This window comes from Novosphingobium sp. TK71, from assembly GCF_055361505.1.
Map to the genome: position 1 here is coordinate 3,314,496 of NZ_CM143962.1, position 22,382 is coordinate 3,336,877.

22 protein-coding genes are annotated in these 22,382 nt (G+C 66.9%); 12 read left to right on the forward strand and 10 right to left on the reverse strand.

The window, feature by feature from the left end:
- Positions 1–6: 6 nt before the first annotated feature.
- Genes flgA through ACXJ16_RS15700 form a run of 3 tightly spaced genes read right to left on the reverse strand, consistent with a single transcriptional unit; the run spans position 7 to position 2,018 of the window.
- The gene (gene flgA, locus ACXJ16_RS15690; protein ID WP_054437932.1) at positions 7–444 is read right to left on the reverse strand and encodes a flagellar basal body P-ring formation chaperone FlgA; all 438 of its coding nucleotides are present in this window, start codon (positions 442–444) and stop codon (positions 7–9) included.
- A 4-nt stretch (positions 445–448) separates the two neighbouring features.
- A complete protein-coding gene (gene flgG / locus ACXJ16_RS15695; RefSeq protein ID WP_054437930.1) occupies positions 449–1,234 on the reverse strand; it encodes a flagellar basal-body rod protein FlgG in 786 nt (261 codons plus the stop codon).
- Positions 1,235–1,274: 40 nt separating this feature from the next.
- Positions 1,275–2,018 carry a flagellar hook-basal body complex protein gene (locus tag ACXJ16_RS15700; RefSeq protein ID WP_054437928.1) on the reverse strand — a complete coding sequence of 248 codons (744 nt, stop codon included), beginning with the start codon at positions 2,016–2,018 and terminating at the stop codon, positions 1,275–1,277.
- A 141-nt stretch (positions 2,019–2,159) separates the two neighbouring features.
- Here ACXJ16_RS15700 and ACXJ16_RS15705 point away from each other — a divergent pair, with 141 nt between their 5' ends.
- The 4 genes from ACXJ16_RS15705 to ACXJ16_RS15720 are packed head-to-tail and all read left to right on the forward strand — an operon-like array spanning position 2,160 to position 4,940.
- Positions 2,160–2,669, forward strand: coding sequence for a flagellar basal body-associated FliL family protein (locus ACXJ16_RS15705; protein ID WP_132469137.1), 510 nt, complete (start codon positions 2,160–2,162; stop codon positions 2,667–2,669).
- Positions 2,666–3,685 (forward strand): flagellar motor switch protein FliM, encoded by a 1,020-nt coding sequence (fliM, locus tag ACXJ16_RS15710; protein ID WP_054437926.1) that lies wholly within the window; start codon positions 2,666–2,668, stop codon positions 3,683–3,685. Before ACXJ16_RS15705 ends, fliM begins: the two co-directional genes overlap by 4 nt.
- Positions 3,682–4,293, forward strand: coding sequence for a DUF6468 domain-containing protein (locus ACXJ16_RS15715; protein WP_054437923.1), 612 nt, complete (start codon positions 3,682–3,684; stop codon positions 4,291–4,293). The genes fliM and ACXJ16_RS15715 overlap by 4 nt, the downstream gene beginning before the upstream one ends.
- Positions 4,290–4,940, forward strand: a complete 651-nt coding sequence (locus ACXJ16_RS15720) for a MotE family protein (RefSeq protein WP_463920925.1) — start codon at positions 4,290–4,292, stop codon at positions 4,938–4,940. Before ACXJ16_RS15715 ends, ACXJ16_RS15720 begins: the two co-directional genes overlap by 4 nt.
- 110 nt (positions 4,941–5,050) lie before the next feature.
- Here the strand turns inward: ACXJ16_RS15720 and ACXJ16_RS15725 are convergent, their stop codons facing one another.
- Positions 5,051–5,482, reverse strand: a complete 432-nt coding sequence (locus ACXJ16_RS15725) for a flagellar basal body-associated FliL family protein (protein ID WP_231635891.1) — start codon at positions 5,480–5,482, stop codon at positions 5,051–5,053.
- 89 nt (positions 5,483–5,571) lie between these two features.
- On the opposite strand from ACXJ16_RS15725, the gene ACXJ16_RS15730 reads away from it, so the two are divergent.
- Positions 5,572–5,847, forward strand: coding sequence for a hypothetical protein (locus ACXJ16_RS15730; RefSeq protein WP_054437921.1), 276 nt, complete (start codon positions 5,572–5,574; stop codon positions 5,845–5,847).
- Entirely contained in the window at positions 5,844–7,664 is a 1,821-nt protein-coding gene (locus ACXJ16_RS15735) for a hypothetical protein (RefSeq protein WP_132469136.1), read from the forward strand. Before ACXJ16_RS15730 ends, ACXJ16_RS15735 begins: the two co-directional genes overlap by 4 nt.
- 108 nt (positions 7,665–7,772) lie before the next feature.
- Here ACXJ16_RS15735 and ACXJ16_RS15740 read toward each other — a convergent pair whose 3' ends face one another.
- The 3 genes from ACXJ16_RS15740 to flgE all read right to left on the reverse strand — a co-directional run bounded on the left by ACXJ16_RS15740 (position 7,773) and on the right by flgE (position 12,169).
- A complete protein-coding gene (locus ACXJ16_RS15740) occupies positions 7,773–8,681 on the reverse strand; it encodes a flagellin family protein (RefSeq protein WP_185998681.1) in 909 nt (302 codons plus the stop codon).
- Positions 8,682–8,691: 10 nt separating this feature from the next.
- Entirely contained in the window at positions 8,692–10,788 is a 2,097-nt protein-coding gene (flgK, locus tag ACXJ16_RS15745) for a flagellar hook-associated protein FlgK (RefSeq protein WP_463920926.1), read from the reverse strand.
- Positions 10,789–10,852: 64 nt separating this feature from the next.
- Positions 10,853–12,169 carry a flagellar hook protein FlgE gene (gene flgE, locus ACXJ16_RS15750; protein ID WP_132469135.1) on the reverse strand — a complete coding sequence of 439 codons (1,317 nt, stop codon included), beginning with the start codon at positions 12,167–12,169 and terminating at the stop codon, positions 10,853–10,855.
- A gap of 179 nt (positions 12,170–12,348) precedes the next feature.
- Between flgE and ACXJ16_RS15755 the strand changes: the two genes are divergently transcribed.
- The 6 genes from ACXJ16_RS15755 (at position 12,349) to ACXJ16_RS15780 (ending at position 18,303) form a co-directional block, all read left to right on the forward strand.
- Complete coding sequence (locus tag ACXJ16_RS15755; RefSeq protein WP_132469134.1) at positions 12,349–12,786, forward strand: flagellar biosynthesis repressor FlbT; 438 nt, start codon at positions 12,349–12,351, stop codon at positions 12,784–12,786.
- A 19-nt stretch (positions 12,787–12,805) separates the two neighbouring features.
- The gene (gene fliI / locus ACXJ16_RS15760; protein ID WP_054437913.1) at positions 12,806–14,167 is read left to right on the forward strand and encodes a flagellar protein export ATPase FliI; all 1,362 of its coding nucleotides are present in this window, start codon (positions 12,806–12,808) and stop codon (positions 14,165–14,167) included.
- Entirely contained in the window at positions 14,164–14,592 is a 429-nt protein-coding gene (locus ACXJ16_RS15765; protein ID WP_054437911.1) for a hypothetical protein, read from the forward strand. The genes fliI and ACXJ16_RS15765 overlap by 4 nt, the downstream gene beginning before the upstream one ends.
- Positions 14,589–15,590 carry a peptidoglycan-binding protein gene (locus ACXJ16_RS15770; protein WP_463920927.1) on the forward strand — a complete coding sequence of 334 codons (1,002 nt, stop codon included), beginning with the start codon at positions 14,589–14,591 and terminating at the stop codon, positions 15,588–15,590. Before ACXJ16_RS15765 ends, ACXJ16_RS15770 begins: the two co-directional genes overlap by 4 nt.
- Positions 15,591–15,759: 169 nt before the next feature.
- Positions 15,760–16,638 (forward strand): sigma-70 family RNA polymerase sigma factor, encoded by an 879-nt coding sequence (locus ACXJ16_RS15775; protein ID WP_054437908.1) that lies wholly within the window; start codon positions 15,760–15,762, stop codon positions 16,636–16,638.
- Between the two features lie 234 nt (positions 16,639–16,872).
- Positions 16,873–18,303 carry an alginate export family protein gene (locus ACXJ16_RS15780; protein WP_463920928.1) on the forward strand — a complete coding sequence of 477 codons (1,431 nt, stop codon included), beginning with the start codon at positions 16,873–16,875 and terminating at the stop codon, positions 18,301–18,303.
- Positions 18,304–18,404: 101 nt separating this feature from the next.
- Here the strand turns inward: ACXJ16_RS15780 and ACXJ16_RS15785 are convergent, their stop codons facing one another.
- The 3 genes from ACXJ16_RS15785 to flaF form a co-directional block, all read right to left on the reverse strand.
- On the reverse strand, positions 18,405–19,025 hold the full coding sequence (locus ACXJ16_RS15785; RefSeq protein WP_054437906.1) for a response regulator transcription factor: 621 nt from the start codon (positions 19,023–19,025) through the stop codon (positions 18,405–18,407).
- Complete coding sequence (locus ACXJ16_RS15790) at positions 19,022–21,676, reverse strand: PAS domain S-box protein (protein WP_463921806.1); 2,655 nt, start codon at positions 21,674–21,676, stop codon at positions 19,022–19,024. Before ACXJ16_RS15790 ends, ACXJ16_RS15785 begins: the two co-directional genes overlap by 4 nt.
- 230 nt (positions 21,677–21,906) lie before the next feature.
- Entirely contained in the window at positions 21,907–22,269 is a 363-nt protein-coding gene (flaF, locus tag ACXJ16_RS15795; RefSeq protein ID WP_132469174.1) for a flagellar biosynthesis regulator FlaF, read from the reverse strand.
- Positions 22,270–22,382 lie beyond the last annotated feature (113 nt).

Here is a 22,382-nt window from a genome sequence, read left to right on the forward strand (position 1 = left end):
CGCCGCTTATTGGACCGACATGCGGACATCGCCGCTGCCTTCGGCCACGGCATCCAGCGTGCGGTTGGTGGCGAGGTTGAGCACGCGCACCTGTTCGCCCTTGGCGCCGTCGCTGAGCGCGCGGCCCGCCGAGGTGATCTTGAGGCCGCCGGAAATGAGCGAGATCGTCACCGCCTCGCCGCGCCGCACGAGGTGCGGGGCGGTGAGATCGGTGGCGCGCACGGGCGCTCCGGCGTTGAGACGGCGCACCGCTTCCTGCCCCGCCGCTTCGGCCGGGCTCAGCGCGTTGCGGGCCACTGCCGGCAGCACCGGCGCGGTGACGAAGTCCGCCTTCGAGAGCACTTCGCCGCGCTCTACGGTGCGGGCGAGAACCGGCGCGGGTTCGCCGGCCGGAAGCGCCGGGGCACTGGCCAGCGCGGGGGCGAGGAGGAGAGCGGTGAGCATGGTCTCAGCTTATCTGCGTGGAGGTCTGGAGCATCTCGTCGGCGGTCTTGAGCACGCGGCTGTTCATCTCGTAGGCGCGCTGCGCGGTGATCAGCGAGGTGATTTCCGAGACCGGGTTGACGTTCGAGGCTTCGACGAAGCCCTGGCTCAGGGTACCGAATGCGGGCTGGCCCGGCGTCGAGACGGTCGGCTGGCCGGAAGCGCTGGTTTCGAGGTAGAGGTTGGAGCCGATGGCTTCGAGGCCGGCCTCGTTGATGAAGGTCGCCAGTTCGAGCTGACCGACAGTCTGCAGTTCGGTCTGCCCGGCGATCTTCACCTGCACTTCGCCCGACTTGGAGACGGTGACGCCCAGCGCGCCCTGCGGGATCGTGATGTCGGGCTGGACGCGGTAGCCGTCGGTGGTGACGAGTTCGCCCTGGTCCGAAAGCTGGAACGAGCCGGCGCGGGTATAGGACAGGTCGCCCGAGGGCATCATGACCTGGAAGTAGCCCGGGCCGTCGATCGCCAGGTCGTAGCTGTTGCCGGTGTTGGTGAGGGCGCCCTGCTCGGTGATGCGGTACACGCCGCCGGTCTTCACGCCGGCGCCGATCTGGATGCCCGAGGGAACCCGCGTGCCGTCGGCGCTGGTCGCCGCGCCGGGGCGCGAGACCTGCTGGTAGAGCAGGTCCTGGAATTCCGCGCGCTGGCGCTTGAACGCGGTGGTGTTCATGTTGGCGATGTTGTTCGAGATGACATCGACGTTGGTCTGCTGCGCGAGCATGCCGGTCGAAGCGATGGAGAGCGAACGCATGATGGCTCCTTCGTGAAAATGAGGTGGGACTGTGCGGGGGTCAGCTTACGCGGCTGAGCCGGTCGATCGCGCGCTTGCGCATGTCGTTGAGGTCGGCGGAGAGGCGCTGGCTGGTCTGGTACGAGCGGAGGATCTCGACCATGTTGGTGGTCTCCTTGATCGGCTCGACGTTGGAGGCCTCGACCCCGCCGGTCTTGAGCTTGGTCTGCGCGGCGGCGAGGAAGCGGCCGCCGGTGCCGGTGAGCATCCCGTCGCCGCGCGGTTCCAGCATGTTCTCGTCGGCGAAGCTGGTGACGGCGAGGCGGCCGACCTGGGCGCCCGCGGCCATGACCGAACCGTCCTCGGTGATCGACACCTGGTTCATCTGGTCGGCCGGGATGGTGATCGGCTGGCCGTTCTGGTCCAGCAGGCGCTGGCCGCCGGAACTGGCCAGTTCGCCGGTGCTCAGGATCTTCACGAAGCCTGCCCGCGTATAGGCGACGCCGCCTTCGGGCGTTTCCACGTTGAGGTAGCCCGGCCCGTCGATCATCACGTCGAGCGGGTTGCCGGTAGACTGGAACGCGCCTTGCGCGGTGTCGTGCACGGCGCCGAAGTCGAGCACGAACGAAGTCTTGCGCGCATCCTGGACGGGCGCATCCTTCACGGTCTCGACATATTCGTGGAACAGCGCCTGCTCACGCTTGTAGCCCACGGTATTGGTGTTCGCCATGTTGTTGGCGGTGATGTCGAGCTGCCGGCGCAAGGCCTGCTCGTGGCTCAGCAGAACGAAGGAGGATACGTCCATTCCAGCACCTTGCGAAAAAGTTCTCGATATTCGGCGCTAGGCAGATTTTGCCGCGCGGCTTTCCTATAATAGAGGCGAAATCGCGAAAGCGGATGCGCGGACACCATTTCGGTGAGGGGGCGCATCCCGACAGCCAAGGGGATGAAAGTGTCCAGCGACGACGTGATCGACGTGACGCCGGTCGATGTGCCGGAGCCCAGGAAGCCCGGGCGGAAAATGCTGGTGATCGGCGGAGCCGCGGTCCTGGCCCTGCTGGCCGGTGGCGGCGGGGCCTGGTGGTTCATGCGCGGCGGCGACGACGGCGCCGAACATGAGGCCGCCGCAGAGGCGCCGGCGGGTGAAGGCGGTGCTTCATCCTATATCGAAGTGCCGCCGATGATCGTGAACCTGCGCGGCGGAGACAGCCAGGCGCGCTTCCTCAAGCTGCGCTTCATCATCGTCGCCGCCGAGGGCAAGGCCGACAAGGTCAAGGAAAAGCTGCCGGTCGTGCTCGATGCGCTGCAACCGTTCCTGCGCGAACTGCGGCCTGACGATCTCAATGGTTCCGCCGCGGTGTTCCGCATCAAGGAAGAGATGATGACGCGTTCGACCCAGGCGCTTGGCGCCGGCATGGTCAAGGACGTGCTGATCCAGGACCTCGTTCAGCAATGATGGACGATTTCGACGACTTCATCCTGCCCGATCCGCCCAAGATGGGCGCGATCAACGACGATACTTTCGATCAGGCCGGCATCGACGCCCTGTTCGGGTTCGACGGTGACGCGCCGGTCCAGCCCAAGAGCGGGCTGAAGGCGGTGATCGAATCCAACGTCATCAGCCATGAACGGCTGCCGATGCTGGAAGTGGTCTGCGAACGCATGGTGCGCGCTTTCGCCACCAGCATGCGCAACCTCACCTCGGATGCGATCGACGTCAGCCTGGAGGAAATCACCTCCACCCGCTTCGGCGAGTTCATGAACCACGTGCCGCTGCCCGCCATGTTCGGCGTGTTCCAGGTGACGGAGTGGGAGAACTACGGCGTCGTCACGGTCGATTCCGGCCTGATCTACGCGGTCGTCGATGCCCTGCTGGGCGGGCGCAAGGGTACGCGCCCGATGCGGGTGGAAGGCCGCGCCTTCACCACCATCGAGACCATGCTGGTCTCGAAGATGGTGCAGCTCGCGCTTGACGACCTGTCGCAGGCGTTCGAGGCGATCGAGCAGGTGAACATGGTGGTCGAGCGCATGGAATCGAGCCCGCGCTTCGCCGCCATCGCCGGACCCAGCAACATTGCCGCGGTCGCCACTTTCCGTGTCGACATGGAAGGGCGCGGCGGCAAGTTCTCGGTCCTGCTGCCTTATGCCACGATCGAGCCGGTCCGCAACAAGCTGCTCCAGCGCTTCATGGGCGAAAAACTCGGCCGCGATCGCATGTGGGCCACGCATATGGCCAGCGAGCTCTATAATACCGAAGTCACCGTCGATGTCGTGCTCGGCGAAAAGCTGATGAGCCTGCGCGACGTGATGAACCTCAAGGTGGGGCAGACGATCGCCCTCAGCCACAGCCCGAACGACGCGCTCCAGGTCCATTGCGGCGGCGTGCCGCTGGGCCGCGCTCACATCGGCCAACGTTCGAGCAATATCGCCATCCGCATGGCCACCGACATTTCCAAGGGGTATCCGAAATGACCTTCACCACCGTGATCAACGTCGCGCTGATCCTGCTCTGCGTCTCCGTGCTGGTGCAGAGCGCCCGCATGAGCCGCCGCCTGCGGATCATGCGCGATACCCAGCTTGCCGACAGCGTGACCCAGATCGACCGTGCGACCAACCAGGCCCGCATCGTTCTGGGCGATCTCAAGCGCGTGCTGGCGACCGACGGCAAGGCCCAGGCCAGCGCCATCGCCGCCGCCGAGGAAATTCGCGACGAGCTCTCGCTGATGGTGGGTATCGGCAATGCCGTGGCCGACCGTATCATGGATGCCGCCGCGCAGACCCCCAGGGTCGAGGAAAAGGCGCCGAAGAAGCGTGCGCCCGCCAAGCCGCGCACGGCCGCCAAGACCGCCGCCAAGCCGGCCAGCCGCGCCAAGGCCGCCGGTCGCACCGTCAAGACCGATGCCGAGAAGGTCGTTGCCGGCATCCTCGAGGCCGAGAAGATCGCGGCGCCCGCTCCGGCCCGCACGCGTTCGCGCCGCAAGGTTGCAGCGGCGGCCAACGATGCGGTTCGTGGCGACACCACCGGCGTGGTCCGCGACATCGCCACGGCGCGCGCTTCGCGTGAAAGCGCGGTTGCATGACGCTTTCCGCCCGGCTTGGAGGCGCGCTGTCGCCTCTTCGCTCGCTCACCCAGCCATCGCGGCTGATCTTCGCGGTCGCCGGGGCGGCGGCGGTGGCCAATGCCATCGCCCTTGCCGCGCCGCCGGCCGATGCGGGGAAGGGCGATTCCGGGCGTCTCGGCGCCTCGCTTCAGGACGCGACCTCGCAGCGCGACCGCGTGCTGGCGGCCGAACGCCGCAAGCTCGAAATGCGGGAGCAGGCGGTCAAGGCGGGCGAGACGCGCCTTGCCGGCCAGATGCAGCAGAACCAGGCCGGGCAGGCCGGGCAGCAACCCGCCGGGCGTAACGGCGCGGCCGAGCCCGACGTGCCTTACGACAATCTGGCGCGCATCTACCAGACGATGAAGCCCCAGCGCGCCGCGCCGATCCTCGAGAAGCTGGACATCGAGGTCCAGACGCAGGTGGCCAAGCGCATGCGCGAACGCGCCACCGCGCAGATCATGGCCTACATGACTCCCAGCGCGGCCGTGGAGCTTTCCATGGCGATGGCGGGGCGCAAGGTCATCAAGGCTCCGGCCGCCGCCGCCGCGCCGATGCGCGGAAAGCCGCGTCCGCAGGCGCTCGCTTCGGGCGGGAAGCCGCAAGGGGCGGGACCAGCCGCACAGTAGGACGGCGCCTCCCTTTTTCGAAAGCCGCTCCGAAACACGAAAGCCCCCGTCCGGTCTGACCGGGCGGGGGCTTTCGTTTGTGGGTCAGGCGGTGCGGCCGGGGGCGGGCTTCAGGATTCGGTGGCTGAAACCTTCACGATCAGGACCTTCTCGATCCCCGCGTCGAGCCGCTTGATCGGGGGGGACATCATCGCCGAGAGCCGCGCGACGTTGACGGGCGTGAACGGCGAGGCATGGAGCCGCGCGAATTCGATCGCCGCCGCCAGCGAGGCCGCACGCAGTTCCGGCATTCGCTTCGCCAGTTCGGCGGCGCTTTCCGCCGATTTGGTCTTCACCACGATCGAGACGTGCAGCACGCCGTCGATGCGGCCGCTGTCGATGATCGGGGCGTCGATGTCGTCCATCGCCAGGAACGAGGGGTCCGGTGGGGGGAGAGGATCGGCCTTCTTGTCCTCTGCATGAGCGGAGGCGGCAAGGCCGAGCGTCACCGCAAGCAGTGCCGCGAGGGTCGTTGCACTGCGGCAGGAGGCGGGACGGGGCATTCAGCAACTCCAGATCGGGTCCGGCGCGCGCGGACCGCCTTGCGGTTTGTCCTTCTATAATAGGATGAAACCTCAGGAGTCAGGTCCAGATGAGCAGCGATCAGCGTCCGGCCAAGGTCAGGGTGTTCTCTTCCGGCGTTCCGGAGCGCAATCCTGCGGCTGCGAACGCGCCGGGCGCCTCGCCTGCGCGCCGTCGGACGGACAATGTCCAGCTTGCCGGAGTAGACAGCGGCACGGCGGCCAGGCCGCGCGAGGGCGGCGGGCTGCTCTGGGCGGCCGGCGCGGCCCTACTGTTCCTGCTCGGCTGCCTGCTGGGCGGGGCCCTGTTCACGATGTCGGTCATGTTTCCCGGAGCCTTGATGTGATTCTTACTCGCCTGCTGGCGTCTGCCGCGCTCATCCCGGGCGCGGCGCTCGTGGCCGCGCCCACCGTGAACGCGCCCGTTACCAGCGCCACGGCCGCACCCATGCGCGTGCCCGAGCCCGCGCGGCCGGCACTGCCGCGCCCGCCGCGTCTGCCGGGCTTCGCCGCCGACCTCGCGCAGCAGCCCGCCATCGTCGGTCCCGCCGCCTGGGGCAGGATTTCGCAAGACGATGCGTGGATGCGCCTCTCCCGCGCGCCGCAGCCCGAGCGGCAGCAGGCGCGCTGGAACTATGCCCGAAGCCTGATCGGGCAGGAGCGCGGGGCAGAGGCGTTCGGCGTGCTGGAAGTCATGCGGCAGGACGATCCCGACCTGGAGATGGTCGATACCTACCGGCTGGCGCAAGGGGCGGCGCTGACCCTGCTCGGCCGTTATCCCGATGCGCTCGCCTCGCTCGGCGCGGCGGGGCTCGGCACCAATCCCGAAGCCTGCGCCTGGCGCCTGAGGGCGCTGGCGCAGAGCGCGCTGGCCGATCAGGCGCTGGCGCAGCTCGACTGCGCGCGGGGCGCGCTGACCACGCCCCGGCCCAAGGCTTTCGTGCTTGCCGCCGCCCGTGCCGCAGTCGAGGGCGGGGCACCGGCCAAGGCGATGCAGTGGCTTGCCCCGCTGCCGGATCGCGATCCGGCGGCGAACCTCTACCGTGGCCGTGCCGAATTGGCGCAGGGCCATGCCGACGAGGCGCGGCTGCGCTTCGCCCGTGTCGAGAAATCGGGCACGATGGAGCAGCGCATGGATGCGCGGCTGAGCGAGGTGGAAGCCGAAGTGGCGCACCACACCGTCGGCCCCGAGGCGGCGCTCAAGCGGCTCGATGCGATCCGCTATGCCTGGCGCGGCGATGCTATCGAGGAGCGGGCGCTGCGGCTCACCTACAAGCTCTACGATGCGCGCGGAGACCTTACCGGGGCGCTGGCGGCGGGTTCGGCCCTGTTCCGCTATCATGATGCGGGGCAGCAGGGCGCGGACTTCCTTCCCGGCCTGCGCGCCAAGCTGGCGACCGCGCTGGACCCTGCGCGCAAGCTCCCGCTCGACAAGGCGGCCGGGCTTTACTGGGACTATCGCGACATCGCGCCGGGCGGAGCCGAGGGCGACCTCATGGCCAGCCACCTGGCCGAGCGGCTCCAGCAGGCAGGGCTTTACGAGCGCGCGGCGGACCTGCTGTCCTACCAGCTCTTCGTCCGTGCCGGCGATCTGGCGCGCGGCCCGCTCTCGGCCCGCGTGGCGACGCTGTTCATCCTTGCCGGACGGCCCGACCGTGCGCTCGATACCCTGCGCAAGTCCGAGGATCCTTCGCTGCCGGATGCCATGATCGCCGCCCGCAAGCGCGTGGAGGCCGCGGCGCTCAGCCAGATCGGCCGCATCGACGAGGCCATGGCGGTGCTTCAGGACGTGCCTTCCGCCGATACCCTGCGTGCCGAGATCCTCTGGAAGCAGCGGGACTGGGCCCGTTATGCCGAGGCTTCGGCGGGCTCCCTGCCAAGCGGCCGGGCGCTGGACACAGTGGGCCAGGCGGTGGTGCTGCGTCATGCGATCTCGCTGGCCATGCTCGGCCGCGAGGAAGGGCTTGCCGGGCTTCATGCACGCTATGCGGCGGCGTTCCGGGGCCTGCCCGCCGCGCCGGTCTTCGAGATGCTGACAGGGCGCCCGGAGGAGGCAACCGGGCCGAACCTCGCGCGGGCCATGGCCGCCATGCCTTCGGCCAGTCCGGCAGGCGAGTTCGCCGACCTGCTCGAACGCGCGCCGGGAAGCGCGACCAAGGGATAGGGCGCGCCGGTCTTTCCGCGTGACGTTGATCGCGCAGGACGGGCAAACGAAAAAGGGCGCCGGGATCGAAATCCCGGCGCCCTTTTTGCTGTCCGCGTTCCTGCCCGATCAGGTCAGGAATTTCGCCAGGGACATGCTGGAGAGCTGCGCGAAGACCGAGTAGCTCGCTTCCAGGATCGTCTGGCGCTGGGTGATGTCGATCGCCACCTGGCCGAGGTCGGCGTCTTCCACCGAGCCGATCACTTCGGTCAGGAGGTTGGCGCGGTCGACGGCGCGGTCGTTGAGGGTTTCCACCTGGTTCTGCTTGCGGCCGTTCTCGGCATTCACCGCGCGCACGCTGACAAGCCCGGTGTCGAGCTGGTCGATCGCCTGCTGGATCGCCACTTTCTGCGCATCGGTGAGCTTGTCGCCATAAGGCCCTGCTTCGGCGAGCGTGCGGAAGGCGGGGATCAGGCCGGTGCCTACGTCGCTGGCGACGATGCCGTATTCCACGTCCACGCCGTCACCCATGCGGCTGGACTGGCGGACCTGGTCGTTGGTGAAGGCGTCGGCCGCGTCGAGGCCGATGGTGTCGTTCAGCGTCTTGGGCGCGAAGGGCTCGTCCGAGGTCTGCGACCCGGCGAACAGGGGCACGCCTGCCTCCTTGGCGTTGAGCGCGGTGCGCACGTCGTTGAAGGCGCCTTCGATCATCGACTGGATGCCGGGGGAATCGCCGGTGCCGATCGCCGTCATCAGCTGTTCCTGAAGGTCGGAAAGCGAGCTGTCGATCTGGTTGAGGTTGGCATCGTACATCTGCAGCGTGGTGGTCACGCGGCTGGAGATGTTCTTGTAGGACTGTTGCTGCGCCAGCATCGAGCGGGCCGAGAGCGTGCGCACCGCGTCGAGGCCGAGGCCGGCGTAGTCGGTGGCCTTCTTGGTCGATGCGAGCTGGAGCTGGCTGTTTGCAAGGCTCGCCTGCGAGCGCTGGATCGCGCCCGAAAGCGTTCTCTGCAGGGGGATGGTCGCAACGCGGGTCATCTGGAGGTCCTTATCTCAGCATACCGATCAGGGTATCGTACATTTCCGAGGCGGTGGTCATCACGCGCGCCGCAGCAGAATAGCTGTTCTGGAGGATGACCATCTGCGCCAGTTCCTCGTCGACGTTGACGCCGGAGTAGCTGTCGCGGCGGTCGAGCGCGTCGCTCAGGCGCGCGGAGGCATCGGTTGCGGCAGTCTTGGCCAGCGAGGCTTCGGAGCCCGCGCTGCCCAGCAGGCGATTGGCGAAAGTGTCGATCGTCGCGCTGCCGTTCTTGCCGAAATCGACAAGGCCGGAAAGCGCGTCGACGAAGGCGGTGGCGCCGCGGATATCGCCCGAACCGATCGCCTTTTCGCCAACGGCCGCATCGAGTTGCAGGCGCGCCAGCGGCAGCTTGGTGGTGTCGGACAGGACGCCGGGGCTGACTTCGGCCTTGTTGAGGCCGCTGGCCGCGCCGGTCAGCCCGGACAGCGCCGAGAAGGACAGGCCGGTGCCGTTGCGGTTGGTCGAATCCGAGGGGATCGAGATCGTCGAGCCCGAAGCGCTGGCGGTCGGCGTGAAGGCCATGCGGCCCTTGTCGTCGAGCGCGAAGCTGCCGAATGCCGCGAGCGGGCTGGCATTGAGTTCGGTCACGAGGTCGCCGAACGTCGAGCCGACCGATCCGGTCATGGTATAGTTGGCGAGGATCTTGCCGGTCGGGTCGCGCAGCACGATCTGCGCGGTTTCGCCGGTGCCGAAGCCGTGGGGATCGCTTTCGGTGAAGCCCGAAGGCGCCAGTGCGCTGCTGTCCGAGCGGACCAGGTTGTTGAGCCCGAAGAACTGCGAGAAGCCCACGCCCGCACGGTCGCTGGGGGTGTCGGCATCCTGCGCCACTGCCACGCCGTTGGCGCTCGATGCGGCGCTGAACGAAAGGACGCCGTTCACGAAGCTGGCGGTGGCATCGGGCGAAAGCTGGGCGTTGATGGCGGCAACCGCGTCATCGACGGTGGCAGTGGGGCCGAGCGCGTCGAAATCGATCGTCGTCTTGGAAACGAGCGTGCCGTCCTTGGCGACCACCGCGAAGGTCGCCTTGCCGGTGAAGCCGAGCCGGTCGGTGCCGATCAGGCCGTTCTTCTCGCCGGTCAGCGTCTGCGGCGGCGGCATCGTCGTGCCTTCGTTCGAGGCCTTGTTCAGCGTTTCGGCGAGGCCGGAGAACAGCTGTCCGAGCTGTTCGGAGAAATTGGGAAGCGCGCGGTCGCGCATGTCGATGAGGCCGCCCAGCTTGCCGCCGATCGCGGTGGAATCGATCTTTTCGCCGGTGGAGGCGCCCATGGTGCCGTTGTCGGAGGCGAAGCGGATGTCGATCGCGGGGTAAGTCGCCTGCGAAGCGCCTGCGCCGGAGGGGTAGCTGAGCTGGCGCAGCCGCTTGTCGAGCAGGACCTGGCCGGATGCGGTGTCGATGGTGACGCGTCCGTCCGACTGCTCGCGCACGGTGACGTTCATCAGCCCGCTGAGTTCTTCCAGCGCCGACATGCGCTGGTCCGCCGGACCCGCGGTGCTGCGCCCCAGGCCCTGAAGGCTGGCGACTTCGTTGTTGAGGTCGTGAATGCTCTGGAGCAGCACGTTCACGCGGTCGACCGTGTAGCCGACTTCGGTCTCGACATCGCCGCGCAGGTTCGAGACATCGTCCTGCAACTGGTTGAGGGTGTCGATCGTGTCGGCGACATTGCCGGTGAACAGCGCGACCGATTGCGCCGAGCCCTGCAGGCCGGCGATCTCGTTCACCGAGGACGTGATGGCGCTGAGGCGGGCGGAAAGTCCGGACGAGGAATCGGAAGAGCCGAGCAGTGCCTGCAGGCGGTCGAGATAGCCCGACACCGCTTCGGTGCGACCGGCATTGCCCGCGCGCTGGTAGACCGCGTTCTCCAGGAACTTGTCCGCCACGCGCGAAGGCTCGCCGATGATGACGCCGCTGACACGGCCGCCGGCCACGCCGGTGCTGAGCGAAACCGCCTCGCGGGCATAACCGGCCGTGCCGACGTTGGCGACGTTGTTCGAAACCGAGCGCATCCCCGCCTGAGAGGCCGCAAGACCGGACATGGCGGAATTGAGGATTTCATTCAGGGACACTGGCTCGGTTTCCTATCAAGTCGTCGTTCTGGGATTATGGGGCGCCGGAACCCGGCGCGCCCGGTCAGCGCTTCAGGTTGCTGACTTCCTGGAGCATGTCGTCGACCGTGGTGATGATCTTCGACGAGGCGCTGTAGGCGCGCTGGAACAGGATCATGTTCGAGAATTCCTGCGCCAGGTCGACGTTGGAAGCTTCGAGCACGCCCGAGGAGATGTTGCCGCCGCCGAATGCGCCGGGCTCGTTGATGGCCACGTTGCCCGACTGCTGCGAGGCGACGTAGGCATTGCCGCTGACGCGGGTCAGGCCGTCCGGGTTCTGGAAGGTGGCGATCGGAAGCTGGTAGATCGCGCGCGTGGTGCCGTCATCGAAGACGGCGCTGACGATACCGGTGTCCGAGATGTTCACCGAGGCCACCGTGCCCAGCATGCCGCCGTCCACGCTGGAGGAGAGCAGGGCGGAATCGCTGCCGAACTGGGTCAGGCCGTCAAGCCCGTCATCCGAGCCGAGGTTGAGGCGGATCGGGCTCGAACCCGCGCCGTTGGTCCAGCCGATATCGAGGTTGGAGAACAGCGAGGCGTCCGAACCGGCAAGGTCGAGGCTGCCGTCGGCGTTGAACTTCACCGTGCCGCTGGCCAGCAGGCCGTCGGTGACGGCGGCGCCGCCGATGGTGGAGATCTCGGACGGATCGCCCGAGATTTCGGCGGCCCATTCGTTGGCGGCGGTCTTGACGAAGTTGAACGTCAGGGTGTGCGAGGTGCCCTGAGCGTCGAAGACTTCGACCGAGCGCGAGAACTGCGGCGAAAGCGCGCCCGAGGTCATCGAACCGGCGACATAGGTGCCGGTGATCGGTTCCGCGGTCGACTGCAGGTTGGCGCGCAGCTGGATCTTGGTGGTGGCCTGCGCCGCGCCGGTCAGCGCGCCGGGACGGATTGCCTCCATCGCGCCGGTGCCGCCGTTGTTGACGTAGTTGCCGTCGGAATCGAGCGGCCAGCCCATCAGGTAGTAGCCTGCGGTGTTGCGCAGGTAGCCGTCCGAGTCCGGCGTGAACGAACCGGCGCGGGTATAGGCGATGGCGCCGCTGGCGTCGGCGCTCGAACGCACGACGAAGAAGCCGGCGCCGTCGATGCCGATGTCGGTCAGGCTGCTCGAAGCCTGGAGCAGGCCCTGCTTGGAAATGAGAGCCTTGGGGGCCGCGGTGACGCCGCCCGCCGAATAGCTGCTCTTGATGTTGCCGTCGGTGACGAGGGTCTGGAACTGTGCCGAGACGCCCTTGTAGCCGATGGTGTTCACGTTGGTGATATTGTCCGCAACGGTCGCCATCGCGCTCGCCTGCGCGCCGAGGCCCGATACGCCTGCATAGAGAGCGGAATAAAGGCTCATGTCATTCTCCTGTGCGTGTCGGCCGGGAGGTCAACGCATTGGACCGGCCACCGAACAGTGCCATTGTAGGAAGAAATGGAGGGGCAACCGTGCGTGATGGCGTGAAAAATTGTGCCGACTGCCGCCGTACTGTCGCAGGTCATCCTATAACGGAGAAAGATGTCACGGGGGCTTTCGGCATGACTCTTCGCATTTCGCTTCGCAATGGCGAGCCGGTTATCGTCAACGGCGCGGTTCTGCGCGCGGTTGGCCGTACCGATCTCATGGTCGAGAACGGGGCGACGATCCTGCGCGGGCGCGACGTGATGAAGCCCGAGGAGGCAGACACCCCGGCGCGCCAGCTCTACTTCGCCTGCATGATGGCCTATATCGACCAGGCCGATCTGCCGCGTCACCAGCAGGCGCTGCTGGAGCGGCTGGAGACGCTGATGGACGCCTTGCAGTCGCACGAGGCTAAAGCGGTGTGCATCCGTTTCGCGCAGAAAGTGGCGACCGGGCAGTTTTATGCGGCGCTGGCCGACTGCCGTTGGCTGATCGGCTACGAGACCGACGCCCTGGCGCGGCTCGAATCGACGGCGCAGGCCGCCGCCGAGCCCGTTTCCGTTTCCGCCGCCTGACCGGCGCAGGACCCGCCCCATGGCCAGTCTTGCCGCCGCCGCCGCCGGTTTGCGCCTGCTCACGCCTGACCAGCGCTATGGCCGCGTGGTTGCCGTGCGCGGGGCGCTGATCGAGGTGGAGGGGCTTTCCGGCGCCGCCCAGATCGGTTCGCGCGTCACTCTGAATTCGCCCACCGGCACGGTCGAGGCGGAAGTGACCGGGCTCGACCGCGGGATCGCCCATTGCATGCCTTTCAGCGAGCCGCAGGGCATCGCGTCCGGTTCCCGCGCGGACCTTTCCGCCAGCCAGTTTGCCCTGCGTCCCTCCAGCCAGTGGCTCGGCCGCATGGTGGACGGGCTCGGCCGGCCGATCGACGGCAAGGGGCCGCTGGAACAAGGGGCGATGCTGCGCAAGATCAAGGCCTCGCCGCCCCCCGCCTCTGCGCGCGCGCGCGTGGGCTCGCGCCTTTCCACCGGCGTTCGCGCGCTCGATCTGTTCGCGCCGCTGTGCCGGGGCCAGCGCCTCGGACTTTTCGCCGGTTCCGGCGTCGGCAAGTCGGTGCTGCTCTCGATGCTGGCGCGCTGGACGGAATGCGATGTCGCGGTGATCGGCCTGATCGGCGAGCGCGGCCGCGAGGTTCAGGAATTCGTGCAGGACGATCTCGGCGAGGAAGGCCTTGCCCGCAGCGTCGTCGTCGTCGCCACTTCGGACGAGCCTGCGCTGATGCGCCGCCAGGCCGCATGGACCACGCTGACCGTGGCCGAGCATTTCCGCGATCAGGGGCTCAACGTGCTGTGCCTGATGGACTCGGTTACCCGCTTCGCCATGGCGCAGCGCGAGATCGGCCTGGCCAGCGGCGAGCCGCCCGCGACCAAGGGCTATACGCCCACCGTCTTCGCCGAACTGCCGCGCCTGCTGGAGCGCGCCGGGCCCGGACTGCCGGGGCAGGGCGCGATCACCGGCCTGTTCACCGTGCTGGTGGACGGCGACGATCATAACGAGCCGGTCGCCGATGCCGTGCGCGGCATTCTCGACGGGCATATCGTCATTACCCGCAAGATCGCGGAGCGCGGTCGCTATCCGGCGATCGACGTGCTCAAGTCGGTCTCGCGCACCTTGCCGCACGCGCTGGGCGATGAGGAAAATCGCATCCGCCTTGCCGCGCGGCGCGAAATGGCGACGTATAACGACATGGAGGAAATGGTCCGGCTGGGCGCCTACCGCGCCGGATCGAGCGCCGAGGTGGACCGCGCCGTGGCGGTTGCCCCGATGATCGAGGAACTGCTCAAGCAGGGCAAGGGAGAGCGGGGCTTCGCGCAGGAGAGCTTCGAGATGCTGGCATCGCTCATGGCCCCGCCCGGTGAAGCCTCCGAAGACGCGCCCGAGGAAGAAATCGCATGAAGACCCCCTACGACGCCGCGCTGCGCGTGCAGCAGCGCGAGATCGACGAGATGAGCAGGGCGATCAGCACCCAGGCCGGCGCGCTCGGCGAAGTCGAACAGGCGCGCGAGCGGGTCTCGGTGTCGATGCGGCGCGAGGCCGATCTGGCGGCGGGTGACCTTGGCGTCTGTTCGCACGCCTATCTCCAGCGCATGCGCGGCGAGCGGCGGCAGCTTTCCGTCAGGCAGGCCGAACTGAAGGCCCGGCTCGAACAATTGCGCGACATGGCGGTGGATGCCTATGGCACGTTCCGCGCCATCGAGACGGCGGCGGACGGCTATCGTCAGGATGCCGAGCGCGTGATCGCCAATGCCGAACAGGCCGGGATCGACGATTTCTCCGCGATTTCGTTCATCAAGGCCCGGCGGCGCGGGCGTCCGGCATGATCGAAGGTACGGCGCTTCAGGGGCTCACGCCCGCGCAGAAGGCGCAAGTGATCTATACCCAGGCCCGCAGCGAACTGTCCGGCCGGCTCTGGCGTGCGGCGCTGGGCGGCGGCGACGACGAGAAGGCTGCCGGCCTTGTCGACAAGCGCTCCGATCCATTGGGTCTCGACGGGCTTCTGGCCCTGCTGGACGAACGCACGAAAGCGGCGACGCAGCCTGTGGCCGTGCCTGCTGCGGAGCGGCAGCCTTCCTGTTCCGGCGCTTCCGAAGACTGGCAGGACGGGGAGCGCGGCCCGCGCCGCGATGGCGGCGGGGACGGCGCGGATGCGGGTTCCGACGGCGGCGGCCCGCTGGCGATGCAGGGCGGACCGAACGCCCGATATTCCGGTATTCTCGGGGCGGCGGCATCGCGCACCGGCATACCGGCGGCGGCGCTCGCCACGATCGTCAACGCCGAAGCGGCCAAGGGCGCGGACGGGCGCTGGTTGCCCTATTCCCGCAATCCCCGCTCCAGCGCGGCCGGTCTCGGGCAATTCCTGAATGGTACCTGGGAGGGGCAGGCCGAACGCGAAGGGACCTGGCTCCATGCCATGGCGCAGCAGAACGGCTGGCTCAACGAGCGGGGCCATGTGCGCGGCGAAAGTCGCGGCGCGCTGCTGGCGCTGCGTTACGATCCGCAGGCCGCGATCGAGACGACGGCGGACTATGCGCGGGCCAACCTGGATGCCCTGCGCGGCTCGGGCGTGCGCATCGGCGGCAGCGTCGTGGAACTCGCACAGTCGGCCTATCTCGGCCACCACCTGGGGCTGGGTGACGCGGTTCGTTTCCTCAAGGGCGGCCTCGATCCCGAGCGTGCGCGCAAGCTGCTCAATGCCCAGGTCGGCACGACCAGCGCGACTCACCGAATCGAGATGGCCGGAAGCGCGGTTGCCGCGCACCGTTCGTGGTTAATGGATTATGTAGGGCGCAACATCAGGCCGGAAAAGTTTGCCGGTTGACGCCTTTCCCGGCTGCGCCGTGCTCCGGTTGCGGCAGAAAATATAGGAAATATAGGAAAACTGATATAGGATTAACCTCTCGTTCAGAAATTCACGAGACAACGGTCTCGTTGAAGGGGCAGCGGCGGCGATGGGCGCCCGGCGCTTCCCGACTGACCGGGGGTTCACCATGTCGAAGATCACTGTTGCTCTGGAAGCCGCGGTTGCGACCGTCCGGGACAATATGCCGGCCGAGGGCGAGGCGCAGTCACCGCGCCAGCGGGTCGTCGTCGATCGCGCCTTCGGGCGGATCATCAAGCTGATCGCACCGCGCATCCGCCACTTCATCCGCCAGTACGGGCTCGTCGCTCACTGGGACGATGCCGAACAGGTCTGTGCCATCGCCGTTCACCGCGCGATCCAGGCCTATGAACCGGAAAAGGCGCAATTCACCACTTTCGTGAACTGGCAGATCCGGGGCGAACTCCAGAGCCTGCGCTTCCGCCTGATGACCGACCAGCGCCCTTCGGCGCGGAAGGTGGAGGCGACCACGGTTTCTCTCGACGCGATCAGCGTGGGCGAGGACGGCGAAGGCCAGTCGATCGTCGCCTCGATCGAGGACGAGGATGCGCTGAACCGCACCGAAGCCGGTGCGTCGGACTATCTCGCGCGTTCGGCCATGGCCTCGCTGACGGAAAGCTACGTCGAGCATCTGCGCAATATCGGCATCGAGCGCATCCAGCGCCGCGCCCAGCCGAAGAAGGCGGTGCGGGCAGAAGCGGGCACCCGGCGTTCGGTCTGGCGCACGGGCAAGGCGGCGATCGATCCGGTGGAACTGGCAGAACTCGAGGAACGTCTGGAGCACAACCGCAAGGTCGTGGAAGGGCGCCTGTTCGACATCGCCACGCTGGACATGATCGAGGACGAGACCGGCGTTGCCAAGGAGCGTGTCCGCCAGATCGCCAAGCGCGCGGCCAAGACCATGAGCGACCTTGCCGGCGCTGATCCGCGCTTCCTGATGATGGCGGAATACCGCCAGTCCATGGTGGCACCGGCTTCCGCGCACTGATGGATTTCCCGCGAGATCCGGCAAGGCCGGATCTCGCCGCCGCGCAGAAGTGCGGCCTTGTACGGGGCGCTTACGCCGCCTGCAAACTATTGGTTCCATGCAAGTAACTGGGATCAGGCCGGAATTTCGGTTCTATACTCAGACCTTCCATGGATCGGGACAAAATTGCGCTTTCCAGCCCGGTAGATGATCGTCCATTCTCTATAATGGACCGCAAGTATCGGGAGGTTTTTCATGATTTTCGGTTTCCCCGACCCGGTCCGCAAGGGCCGGGTTTCCTTTCTGCTGTCCGGGGCCGGCCGCACTGCGCTGGCGGTGGTCGGCGGCGGTGTGCTGCTGGCCGGGAACGCCGGTGCCGCGCTGGCGCAGGGGTGGCTGGAAACGGCGCTCGGTGCGCCCGAAGGGCTGACGGTCAAGGGCGAAGTGCGCGCCCGCGTCGAAGGGATCGACGGGCAGTTCCGCCCCAACGCGGCGCAGGACGATGCGCTGCTCGCGCTCAAGACCACGCTCCAGGTGGAATATGACGGCGGCCCATGGCGTGTTGGCGGGGAACTGTGGGATGCGCGCGCCTATGGCGAAAAGTCGAACTCTTCGGCGGGCACCAACGAAGTCGATGCGATGGAACTGGTTCAGGCCTATGTCGGGCTGGACTTCGATATGGCGGGCGGCACCAAGGGACAGTTGACTGCCGGGCGCTTCACCATGAACGTGGGTTCGCGCCGGCTGGTTGCGCGGCAGGCCTTCCGCAACACCACAAATGCTTTCACCGGGGCGAACTTCCAGTGGAAGGGCCACGGCGGCGATCAGTTCACTGCATTCTGGGCGATGCCGCAACTGCGCCTGCCCGATGATCGCGAAGGTATCCACGACAATTCGGTCAAGTGGGACAAGGAGACCACCGGCCTCCAGTTCTACGGCGCCAGCTTCACCAAGGGCGGGGTTCTGGGCGGTACTCTTGAAGTCTACGCCTATGGCCTCGACGAGCGCGACGGAGCCGACCGGCCGACCCGCAACCGCCATCTCTACACGCCCGGTCTGCGGGCATGGCGCAAGCCGACCGCCGGCAAGTTCGACTACGACCTGGAAGGCGCCTACCAGTTCGGCTCCACCCGCCTGACGACCTCCGGCGCCGACGTGACCGACCTCGACGTTTCCGCCTACCTGATCCATGCCGAGTTCGGGCGCACCTTCGGCGGCGGCTGGCAGCCGCGCCTTTCGGCGGACTTTGACCTGGGCAGCGGCGACAAGGCGGGATCGAAAAGCTACAACCGCTTCGACACCCTGTTCGGCGCGCGTCGCTTCGATTTCGGCCCCACCAGCCTCTATGGCGCGATCGGCCGCTTCAACCTGATGTCGGGCGGCGTGCGCGGCGAAGTGAAGCCGGACAAGGTTTCCGATATCATGGTCATGTATCGTGCGCTCTGGCTGGATTCGAAGACGGACAGCTTTTCCTCGACAGGCGTGCGTGACGCGGCGGGAGAGAGCGGTCGCTTCGGCGGGCATCAGATCGAGGCGCGCTATCGCCGCACCCTGATCCCCGATGTGCTGCGTGTGGATACCGGTGTGGCCTATCTCGCCAAGGGGCGTTTCCTGAAGGAGGCGCCCAATGCACCGAAGAGCGGCGACACGAAATATGGCTACGTCGATCTCTACTTCGATTTTTGACCTATAATAGAACCGTACCCCGAGCATTGCTCCGCCCGTCACTCTCCTGAGCCGGGCGGAGCAGGCGCTTCCGCGGTTCCTCTTGAGCCGGCGCTGCCGTCTCAGTCCATCGGTACGAGCCCGGCCGCGAAAGCGATACGGAGCACTTCGGACAGGCTGCGCACCTGGAGCTTTTCCATCAGCTTGGCGCGGTAGATTTCCACCGTGCGCGGACTGATGTCGAGATCGTGGGCGATGACCTTGTTCGACTGACCGTCGATCAACCCCTTGAGCACGTCCAGTTCGCGCGGTGAAAGCTGCTCCAGCAGGGAGATCGCCTTTTCCTTGCGGCGCTCCTCCACAGTGGAGGCCGCCTGCTGGGAGAATGCCGATTCCACCGCCCCCATCAACTTGAGATGGTCACAGGGCTTCTCGATGAAGTCGACCGCACCCAGCTTCATGGCCTGGACCGCCACCGAGACGTCGCCTTCCCCGGTGAGCACGATCGGCACGAAGCGCGTGGGGCGCCCGCCCACGGTGCTCAGGACCTGGATGCCGGTGGTGCCCGGCATGTGCAGGTCCAGCAGCAGGCACCCCGGTTCGAGCGTGGCCGCCGCCTCCAGAAAGGCGTCGCCGGAATCGAAGCTGGTGATCCGGCTGTTGCCGATCATCGACAGCAGGTATTCGAGCGAGGTCCTTACGGCGAGATCGTCGTCGACGATGTAGATGCGTCGCGACGTCATCCGGTCTTCAGCTCCAGCTCTGAATAAGTGGGCAGGGTGAAGTCGACCGCCGCGCCGCCGCCCGCGACATTGCGCACCGAAAAGCGCCCGCCATGCGCTTCCACGATACGTCGGCAGATCGAAAGCCCCAGTCCCATGCCGTTGGCCTTGGTGGAGGCAAAGGCTTCGAAGGGGCGGCTGATGATGGCCTCGGGCATTCCGGGGCCGTTGTCGGCTACACTGACCATGATGTGGCCATCATGCAGTTGGCGGGTGGATATGGTGATTTCGGGCGACTCGTTGTTATGGCCTTCGAGGGCGTCGAAGGCATTGTTGATGACGTTGACCAGAACCTGCTGAATCTGGATGCGATCGGCAAGGATGCAAGGTGCCGCGCCGAGAGGAAGGTAGTGCAGGCGAACGCCCGGCGCACGGCTACGGGCCCGGGCGAGCTGGAGCGTCTCGGCTATCACGTCCTCCAGCGGTTCGGCGCGGATATCCAGTTCTCCCCGCGTGACGAAGGCGCGCATGCGGCGGATGATCGCGCCGGCGCGCAGCACCTCCTGCCGTGCGAGGTCGAGCATGTAGCGAAGCTGCCGGGGATCGCCGTCACGCTCCATCAGGAGGTCCACGGCGCCCAGCAGGTTAGACGTCGCGGTCAGCGGCTGGTTGAGCTCATGCGCAAGGCCGGCCCCCATCTCTCCCATCGCACTGACCCGCGAGGCGTGGAGGAACTGTTCGCGCAGTTCGTTCAGGCGCGCCTGTGTCGCCAGCTGCTCACGCAGGTTGCGGATGAAGGCGATGGCGATGCGCTCGTTGCCGATGTTCGCGGCGCCGACCGCGATCTCGATCGGAAGTTCGTTGCCTTCGCGGTCCAGCCCCGCGGTGATCCGGGGCGGCGTCGGGGGCGTGAGGCTGCGCAGCGCCGGTTCGGGCGAAGGACGGACATATTGCGGCAGCAGCATCCGCACATCCTTGCCCAGCACCTCATGCGCGGCATAGCCGAAAAGTGTTTCCGCCGTGGCCGAGAAGGAGCGGATCTGCCCGTTCCCGTCGATGGTGATCATCGCTTCCGGCACGGTCTCCAGGATCGAGCGCAGCTCGGATTCGCGGGAGCGGAGCATTTCCGCATGCCGCTCTCGCTCGCTGGCATCCATCACGATGCCGATCATCGAAACGTCCCATGCCGCTTCGCCCCGGTGGATGTGGACAGTGCCCTCCACGATGTCGGGCATGTCCGGCCGGATCGAGCGGAAGCGGAAGGCGTGGCGTCCCGGTTGCCAGTGCTCGGGCGTGGCGGGCGGCAGGAATGTCGTGTCGAACGTGGTGGCGAGGTGGCCGATCCAGTCCGACATGCCGCCCTGGAAGGCGCCGGGCTCCACTCCGAACAGGCGTTCTGCATGGCCGTGGAAGACGAAGGAATCGGATTTGCTGGACCATTCGAAGATGCCCAGCTCATGCAGGTCCACCGCCAGAGAAAGGCGGGCATCGCTGGCCAGCATGGCATCCTCGGCCTGCTGGCGGGCGGTGATGTCGGTCATCGACAGGACCACCATTGCCGGCAGGTCCGAGCGGGGCTGCACGGCCTGACGCCCCAGCAGGATGCGCAGGGATGTGCCGTCCGCGTGGAAGGCGTTGATTTCGCACTCCTGCCGCTGGCCGCCTAGCAGGCTCTCCTCTTCCCCGGGCGAAAGCGGGGGCGCGCCGGTCAGCTCGTGTTCGAGGCGGCCGAGCGCCTGTTCGGACGACCAGCCGTAGAGGCGCTCGCAGCCGCGCGACCAGCGCAGGATCTTGCCGTCAGGATCGGTGATCGCGATCGGGGCTTCGTCCAGCGCGAGATTGACGGCCCAGCGCGCTCCGCTTTCGCGCGCGATCCGCATCCAGGCCCAGGCGATCAGCGCGCAGGACAGCGTGACTTGCGCCACGACCTGGACGATCTGGGCAAGCTCCGGCCCGATCTGGCCCGAGCGTTCCCCCCAGAAGCGGAGCAGCGCGGAAATTACCGGCACCGAGACGCACAGGATCAGGCACCACTGGAGCGTGCCCGAACCGAACCCGCAGGCGGGGTTGCGGGGCCAGGCGTACTGGCGCCGCAGCGCGATGATGCCGATGGCCAGCATGCTGAGGGCAAGAGCAGTCGGGATCGACATGAGCGCATGGCGGGTGGCGGGCGCGAGGTTGCTGATGCCCAGCGGGACCAGGCTTCCGGCGATAGCGGCGATGGCGATCGCCACGCAGGCGAACGTGACGGTCATCCGGCGGAACATGCCGCTGCGGGAGGCCACTGCCATGGCGGCCAGGCAGACCAGCACGATCGTGATGGCGGGCAGCATGCCGGGGCGGCCGGGGAAGGGGCGCAGCTGGTGGCGGATGCTCTCCGGGAAGAGCAAGGGGTCGGTCCCGAAGGAGTACCCTGACAATTCCTGTACGAGGGCCGCCGATCCTATAAGCAGGGGAAGCACCAGAACCCAGCGGCTGGCGTCGCGCCTGCCCAGGCCGGCGAGAATAACGGATATGCCGATGACAAGGCAGGAAACCGCCGTCTGCGGCTGCATCAGGAAGTCGCTTCCGCCCAATCCGGCAAGGCCCGGTTTCCCGAGATACCAGCCGGACAGGACGATCACGCAAACAAGGTGCGCCACGGCGACGAAGACGGGAACGGCCGGAACCATCCTCACAGGAAGCGACCCGCCCATGCGCTGTGGCGGAGGATTCAATTCCTGCATTCCGACCCGCTTATTGCGCCCTGACTTTCCAGTATCAGGACGTTCGGGCCATTAAGGGTTTGGACGTGTTTGTAAATAGACGGGGTAGACGGTCCTCGGCCAATCTCCCCGGGGCAGCCAGTAAGCGATTGATAATCTTTTCGAAAAAATTACTAACCGCGGATAAGTATGATTCCTTAGTTGCCGGTCCCGTTCTCGTTTGCAAGTCCTTCGATAATCGCGCGATTAACGACAATGAGATCGTCGATGGTATCGCGGCCGGTAATGACCTGCGATGTGTACTTCTCTACCCACATTCCGATAGAAATGATCCGGGCGCGCAAGTCATCGGGAAGTTGATTGCCTTCGGTTGCACACATCGTCGAAAACGTGGTCCACGCCTGACGGTTGCGGTGCAGGGACGGCGCGAGCGCCGCGCCGCGAAGGCCGGCATCGCGCGCGGCGATCATCTCGCCGGTGATCTGGCTCATCAGCCGGTATTCGTTCCGGCGTGGCGTGGCCGCGATCTGCTGCACGCGCTGATAGGCATTGAGTGACATGTTGGCTCCCGCGAGGACGACTGCCTTCTCCATATAGGACGAAGCGGGGCAAAACGGTCGCGGGTTTGCGGTGAGCCGCATGGCCTCGGGAAAATCCGGTGGTGTGGCACCGG